Raw genomic sequence first — 7,534 nt, forward strand, 5'->3', positions numbered from 1 at the left:
GCTGGGATACGGGGGTGAATACCATAAAACTAAGTAAACGGCTCACCATTAAATTTCTTGGGAGTTTCTTGGCTTTGCTGTTTTTTATTCTACTTTTCTTTGCAGGACTTATATATCTGTCTCAGACTGATTTCTTAAAGCAGCAAAACAGTTTGGAACCCTCAGAACTATTAGATTCCATATCGAAACACACAATTACCGGCGAAAATACGGTTTCAATATCGCCTGCATCGTTGCAATCAGTAGCCCAAAGTGGCGGATGGCTTCAAATTCTGGGCAGTGATGGAAAAGAAATCTACCGTTATCACACACCGAAAAATATTCAAACCGCCTACGCACCTGGCGAGCTATTGGCCTATCGTGAATCGCCAAGTTCATTTGGGTATAAAATTTATACTTGGTATCCTGTAATTAATACACAAAAACTTACATGGGTTTATGCAACTCCATATAGTGGGCAAAATGTTTATAATCTTATGAACGATTACCGGACGTGGATTGTCATTTCCGTGCTAAGTCTTGTAATAACACTTATCATTGCCTATATTTTTGGGCTACGCATGGGAATACCCATTCTTCACATGTTGTCATGGATAGACAATCTTTCAAAAGGAGTCTATCGTGAGCCTGTGAATAAAAAAGGAGTGCGAGTTAGCAGAAAGGATTCTTACGGGACATTACGCAGATCTTATAAAACTTTTAAGGAAATAATTGTATCCATTGAAGTGTTAAGCCGGAGTTTAATGGAAAACGATGAAAAAAAACGTCAGATGGACAATGCCAGGGAAGAATGGATTGCCGGTGTTTCACACGATATGAAAACCCCTTTGTCATCGGTGAAAGGATATGCTGATTTGCTTTCACATGAGAAGTTTGATTTCAGTAAAGAACAAACCGCCCAGTACGCTGGAATTATAAGTGAAAAAGCTGCCTATATGAAGGATTTAATTGAAGACCTTAATCTGACCTTACGTTTGAATAATCATGCATTGCCAATTAAACTGGAGTCACGCAATATTGTTGAACTTGTCCGTAGATCGGTGATAGACCTTATAAATAGTGGTCTTTCAGATGGCATAAATTTTGAATTGATAAATTCGGAAGAAGAAAATATCATTTATCCAGTGGATGATAAATGGTTTAAACGGGCTATTGATAATCTTCTTGCTAATGCGGCTGTGCATAATAAAGAAGGGACGACTGTAAAGGTGCAAGTAAAACAGATAATGGATTCTTGCATATTCCAGGCTGTAGAGCTAATAATACAGGACGATGGCAAAGGGATGGACAAACAGACACTGGAGCATCTGTTTGACCGATATTTTCGAGGGACAAGCACAAAAGACAGTGAGGTGAAAAGCAGCGGCCTTGGCACCGCAATTGCTAAACAGCTAATTGAGGCACACAAAGGCACCATTTCAGTTAAAAGTGAACCTCAAAATGGCACGGAATTTGTTATCCGACTGCCTAGCAAAAATTAAGCTCCTGTTAAGGTTATGTTTCGCCTAAGTTCAGTTTCACCTTGCATAATAGTTTTGAGGTGATATTAATGAGAATTTTTGAAATATTTTTGATTATTGGATTGTTATTTTCTGCTTTAGGCATTCTTTTTATAAAGAACAAGAAATTGAGGATTGTTTTGCCAACACTTTCTATGACATTTTCTTTTGCTAGCATTTTTGTGGAGGGATTTCGCTTTGTCATGGTTCCGGCTTATAGCATGAGCGTCATTATCTTTGCTTTAAGTTTAACAAAACTGTTTTTAATGACAAAAAAAAGGCATCCAATTCTCAAGGGCTTAGAAATAGCGGCGTTTTGTCTTTTCTATATGTTGTCTATTGCGTTGCCGTCTTTTTTACCTGTCATTAACCTTACGAAACCAAACGGTCCAAACCCTGTGGGCACAATGAGAATGGCGTTTAACGAAAACAACAGAAAAAATGTCCTAACTGGTAAAACTTCTTCTCAAAAAATAGCTGTGCAGGTATGGTATCCCGCATCAAGCCTTAGCGGTGCTAAGCAGGCAAACTGGATAGACAAAAGAGAGGTAGCAAGCCTTTTTGCAAAATCTAAGGGACTTCCGGATTTGTTTGGACAGTTGTGTCTTATTAAGACAAACAGTTATTGGAACGCTGGACTTTCAAATGAAACAAATAAATTCCCAATTATTCTATTTTCCGGCGGAGGGGGAATGTTTAATGGTTCAAATACAATCCAAATGGAGGAACTTGCAAGTGAGGGTTATGTCGTATTTGCAGTAAGCCACCCATATGATGATTTTGCCTCCGTCTACCCTGAAGGAGATATTGTTCCTTATAGTTCAAAACTATCTGCTGCCTTGAGTAAAGACAGTGCTAGAGCTATTGACATTGCCAAAAAACAGATTACAGATGATCGTAGCCCTGAGTTTCAAAGGGTGATTATACGCAACTGCAAACTGTATACAGAAAATGTCCGCGTTTGGAGTGATGACATGAGTTTTGTTGCCGACCAAATAAGCAAGCTCAACGATGGAAGCATTAAAAGTATTTTTGCTGGGCGCCTTGACACAGTAAAGATGGGATTATTCGGACATTCATTTGGCGGAGCAGCATTAGGTCAAACCTGCCTTCGTGACAGCCGGTTTAAAGCCTTTATTAATATGGACGGTACACCATTTGGAGATACAGTGGACACCATAATTCAGCAACCATTCATGATACTTACAATTAGACCCGATAAGAATTCAAAAAGAGTTTCAGTCAGTGACGGCTATTCCGAAAATCAAAAAAACTTTTTGGTTGTAAGCATTAACGGAACAGAGCATATGAATTTTACAGACCTGAATACAGTTATACCGAATGCTGGCAAGGCTCTGGGTGCATTGGGATCAATTTCTGCAAACCGTCAGACAGAGATTACCAATACCTATATTGTCTCGTTCTTTAATAAATATCTAAAGGAAATGCCGGAGCCACTACTCAACGCTTTGGCGTCTCAATATCCGGAAGTAACAATTGAAAAAAAATAAATGAATACTCCAATTTACAACTCTAAGTAAAAGTGTGAGCCGCTAACTCGACGGTTCATACTTTTACTTAGATAATCCTATGAATTAAAAAACTTATAAAGTTATTAATAATTGAATAACAGTTACAATGAGTTAAATTACAATTAATCCGTAAATATATTTAAAGTCATGATAATTCATGATTTTGTTTTTTTTATAAAAACAAACTAAAAAATTGATTTAAATGATATAATTATTTATTGAGTGAATACAAAATTTTATATTTGTGTTTGAAAATTCATAAATTTTTTTGAAATAAATACTATTATTTAAAAGAGGTGAAATTTGTGGCATATAAGGCTTTATATAGAGAATGGAGACCAAAAACTTTTCATGATGTAGTAGGTCAGGAGCATGTTACTATAACCTTAAAAAATCAAATAAATAACCAGCGAATAGCTCATGCATATCTTTTATGTGGTACAAGAGGAACTGGAAAAACCTCCACAGCTAAGATCCTGGCAAAGGCGGTTAATTGCACGAATTCGGATCATGGAGAGCCTTGTAATGAATGCGAAATGTGTGTCAAAATAAATTCAGGAACAGCAATAGATGTTACTGAGATAGATGCAGCATCACATAATGGAGTAGATAATATCCGCGATATAATTGAAGATGTTCAGTATCCACCGCAGGAAGCTAAGTATAAAGTTTATATCATAGATGAGGTTCATATGTTATCTATAGGGGCAGTTAATGCTTTCTTAAAAACACTAGAGGAACCACCAAGTAACATAATATTTATATTAGCCACAACGGATCCTCAAAAACTGCCAATAACGATTTTATCTAGATGCCAAAGATTTGACTTTAAAAGAATAAAAAGTGAAGATATATTTGGAAGACTTAGAAAAATTGTTACGGAGCAAGGTGTTCTTGTGGAAGATAATAGTTTGAAATTAATATCAAGAGTTTCTGATGGAGCAATGAGAGATGCCTTAAGTATTCTAGATCAAGCTATATCAATGAATGAGGGCAAGGTAGAGTATGACAGTGTTATAGATATGTTAGGTCTTGTGACTTCAGAGAGTCTTACAATACTTTCAGACAGTGTAATAGACAGAAATATTGAAAGTGCAATAAAGACTATAAATGAGATAGTTCTTAGTGGTAAGGATATATATGTATTTATAAAAGATATGACTACTCATATGAGGAATTTGCTCATGGCTAAAGTAAGTGAAGATGTAGAAGAAATTTTAGATATGTCTAGTGAAAATATAAGCATTTTAAAGCAACAAGCAGCTAAGATAAGAGTAGAAGAAATTATGAGAAATATAAAGATATTACAAGATGCAGAAGAACAAGCTAAATGGAGCAAACAAAATAGAATTTATTTAGAACTTGCAGTTATTAAAATGTGCAAAATAGAATATGATACTTCAAAAGAAGTGCTATTATCTAGAATAAACAAATTAGAAGAAATAATAAAACAAGGAAAGATAACTGTAGCTTGTGAAAGTATAACACCAAGGGCTTCTGAAAAGAATGGTGGAAAAAAAGAAACTAGGTTAAATAAAAAACCACAAGTAAGACCAGTGCAAACTCACAATCCTAATTCTACTTTAACCGTAGAAACCGTTAAAAAGTCTTTTAAGGATATTTTAGATATGTTTAAAGCGCGAAGACATATGGTTATCTATGCTTCTTTACTTACAGGAGAAATTGCATCTTGTCATGGGGGTGTAATAGAGCTAAGTTACGAAAAACAATATGCTTTTAATAAAATTAGATTAGATAAAGAGGAAAATAGAAATATAATAGAAGAAATATTTTCTGAATCACTAAAAGAACCAGTAAAAATAAAATATACTGTAGAATCCGACGAAAAAGAGGTTAGATCGCCGGAGGATATACTAATAGAAACATTTGGGGAAGATCTTGTGGAAATACTAGATGAATAGAACTATGGTAATAGATGAATAGCCCTTATAAAAAATATTTACTATTTTAATGGAAATTATTATAGGTATTAGTATATAATAATATAGAAAAGTTATAGTTCAGTAGCGATATATATATTCTTTTAGATTATAAATATTTAAATTAGATTTAAGTTTTTGTTATGAATCTAGAAGATATAAATATAATAATATTAAGATGAATAACTAATAAATAGGAGGTAACTATTATGGCAAAAGGTGGATTTCCAGGTATGGGTGGAAATATGAATAGTCTAATGAAACAAGCTCAAAAATTTCAACAACAAATGGAAGAAATGCAAAAGGATTTAGGAGATAAAAGATTTGAAGCATCTGTTGGTGGTGGAGCAGTAACTGCAATAGCTAATGGAAAGAGGCAACTTGTTGAAGTAAAGATAAAACCAGAAGTAGTAGATCCAGATGATGTTGAAATGCTTCAAGATTTAATTATGAGCGCTTGTAATGAAGCGCTAAAAAAGGCAGAAGATGAAACAAGTAGTGAAATGGGTAAATTAACAGGCGGACTTAACATGCCAGGAATGTTTTAACAATATTTCAGCACCGCAGGTGATGATTTAATAAACAGTAGAGTAAAAGCTACATTGTTATGAGGTGAATAGATTGGATTTTTATCCAGTAGCAATAGAAAAACTTATAGAAGAATTTGCAAAGCTCCCAGGTATAGGGCGAAAAACAGCTCAGAGGCTTGCATTATTTGTGCTAAATCTTCCGAGGGAAGAAGTAGAGGAGTTTGCGGGCGCACTGGTTAAAGCTCGCGGAACATTGAAATATTGCCGTATATGTGGATGTTTTACAGATACAGACCCCTGTGCAATTTGTTCTAATCCCAATAGGGATAAGAGCATGATATGCGTAGTTGAAAACCCAAAAGATATTATTACCATGGAAAGGGTAAGAGAATTTAATGGGGTTTATCATGTTCTTCATGGAACAATATCACCAATGTCTGGGCGAGGTCCTGAAGATATAAAATTAAGAGAACTTATAAGAAGGATTAATGGGGAAGTTCACGAAGTAATAGTGGCAACTAATCCAAACATAGAGGGAGAAGCTACGGCTATGTATATATCTAAAATATTAAAACCACTAGGCACAAAAGTTACAAGGATTGCACATGGTATTCCAGTTGGTGGAGATTTAGAATATACAGATGAAGTAACACTTTCTAAAGCTATGGAAGGAAGAAAAGAAATATAGAATAATACTCCTATTTTATGTCAAGAATTTAAAAGAGATATAAAATAGGAGGTTTTTTATTATGAATAGAAAAAAAATAATCGAAATAATATTTTCAAATCTAAAATATACTCAGGAGGAGAAAGATATTATTATGCAATTGGAAGAAGCTAAGAGCCAGTGGGAAATTGCAAAAAAATACTTTGCAGTGGTAGATGATCCAAAACTTGTAGATTATGCAATTTATAGCGAAGATCAATGTAAAGCTAAATATATATTTTTTTTACTAGAAGCTAGAAGAAAAGGTGTCACTATTGATGCCAGCTATATGATAGAAGAGTTAGATTCTATTAATGTATAAAAAAGTTTTTAAGAAAATTAATAATATATTGGAAAGCTGTGAAATATATTATTAATAAAACATAATAAATAAAAGTTGAAATTTAGGATTAACATAGGGGGAGTTGGGTATGGAAGTTATATTATATTTTTTAATTGCCATAGTAGGCATGGTAATTGTGGTAAAGCTCTTTTCTTGGCCATTAAAGGTATTAGGTAAGTTAATATTGAACGGAGCTTTGGGTGTCTTACTTTTACTACTTGTTAATTTTGTAGGAGAATATGTGGGAATAAGTATAGCAATAAATGCTGTAACTGCGCTTATAGCAGGATTTTTAGGAGTACCAGGAGTAATATTTTTAATAATTTTCAATAAATTATTGTAATATGACTTATAGTAAAGACGATTTATATTAACTATGAATTTACAATAGAGCGAGGCAGTTTTAGATAAATATACTAGTATGCTGACTAGTTATTTATCTCAAGCTGCCTTATATTTTTGTTTTCTATAAAAGAGGCTTAGAAATAGTATATTTTTAAGCTATTAAGGTAAATACTTAGTATATAGGATAAGTACTGAAGTTATTATATTTAGTAGATACTTATAAGAAGATATTAAGTAGGAAAAATAACTATCCTGGTGTATCAATATAAGCTACAGGTAGATAAAGTTTAAAAATTCAAGAATACGCAACCTGTTTTATTTTAATTACTCTAAACTGAACTATATGAGAAATATTATATGATAAGATATTACATGTTGCTGATGACAAGTAACGACATATTAAAAGTAAGATTAACAATTTTTGCGAAAGTCATTAAAAAACATTTAAAAACAAGTTGACAAAATGGAAGTAGACTGATAAAATAGTAGAAGTCGTCACATGATGACATATCAATTGGTCTTTGAAAATTAAACAGAGAAATAGGTAAAATAGCGAAATAACATTTCGCTTGACCAGTTAATTACTTTAGATAAAAAAGTAATTTTAGTCGTAAGACTAAAAAGTATGTAATGAGCTTG

The 7,534-nt window shown here is 33.4% G+C and carries 7 protein-coding genes; all 7 read left to right on the plus strand.

Annotation, left to right across the window (positions count from 1 at the left end):
• The first annotated feature begins 74 nt into the window (after positions 1–74).
• The 7 genes from ACREV6_RS01215 (at position 75) to ACREV6_RS01245 (ending at position 6,893) form a co-directional block, all read left to right on the plus strand.
• Positions 75–1,481, plus strand: coding sequence for a sensor histidine kinase (locus tag ACREV6_RS01215; protein WP_431576207.1), 1,407 nt, complete (start codon positions 75–77; stop codon positions 1,479–1,481).
• A gap of 68 nt (positions 1,482–1,549) precedes the next feature.
• Positions 1,550–3,010, plus strand: coding sequence for an alpha/beta hydrolase family protein (locus ACREV6_RS01220; RefSeq protein ID WP_431576208.1), 1,461 nt, complete (start codon positions 1,550–1,552; stop codon positions 3,008–3,010).
• A gap of 326 nt (positions 3,011–3,336) precedes the next feature.
• Positions 3,337–4,953, plus strand: a complete 1,617-nt coding sequence (gene dnaX / locus ACREV6_RS01225) for a DNA polymerase III subunit gamma/tau (RefSeq protein ID WP_431576209.1) — start codon at positions 3,337–3,339, stop codon at positions 4,951–4,953.
• 227 nt (positions 4,954–5,180) lie between these two features.
• On the plus strand, positions 5,181–5,519 hold the full coding sequence (locus tag ACREV6_RS01230) for a YbaB/EbfC family nucleoid-associated protein (RefSeq protein ID WP_431576210.1): 339 nt from the start codon (positions 5,181–5,183) through the stop codon (positions 5,517–5,519).
• A 73-nt stretch (positions 5,520–5,592) separates the two neighbouring features.
• Entirely contained in the window at positions 5,593–6,189 is a 597-nt protein-coding gene (gene recR / locus ACREV6_RS01235) for a recombination mediator RecR (RefSeq protein WP_431576211.1), read from the plus strand.
• Between the two features lie 61 nt (positions 6,190–6,250).
• Entirely contained in the window at positions 6,251–6,529 is a 279-nt protein-coding gene (locus tag ACREV6_RS01240) for a DUF2508 family protein (protein WP_431576212.1), read from the plus strand.
• 109 nt (positions 6,530–6,638) lie between these two features.
• Positions 6,639–6,893, plus strand: a complete 255-nt coding sequence (locus tag ACREV6_RS01245) for a pro-sigmaK processing inhibitor BofA family protein (RefSeq protein WP_431576213.1) — start codon at positions 6,639–6,641, stop codon at positions 6,891–6,893.
• The last annotated feature ends 641 nt before the right edge of the window (positions 6,894–7,534 follow it).

The sequence above is a fragment of the Clostridium sp. genome, from assembly GCF_050717515.1.
Classification (GTDB): domain Bacteria; phylum Bacillota; class Clostridia; order Clostridiales; family Clostridiaceae; genus Clostridium_AD.

Excerpts from the sequence above, each read along its gene's own strand:
- ACREV6_RS01220 (WP_431576208.1), top strand. The coding sequence starts at position 1,550 with ATGAGAATTTTTGAAATATTTTTGATTATTGGATTGTTATTTTCTGCT.
- ACREV6_RS01230 (WP_431576210.1), top strand. The coding sequence starts at position 5,181 with ATGGCAAAAGGTGGATTTCCAGGTATGGGTGGAAATATGAATAGTCTA.
- ACREV6_RS01240 (WP_431576212.1), top strand. The coding sequence starts at position 6,251 with ATGAATAGAAAAAAAATAATCGAAATAATATTTTCAAATCTAAAATAT.
- ACREV6_RS01245 (WP_431576213.1), top strand. The coding sequence starts at position 6,639 with ATGGAAGTTATATTATATTTTTTAATTGCCATAGTAGGCATGGTAATT.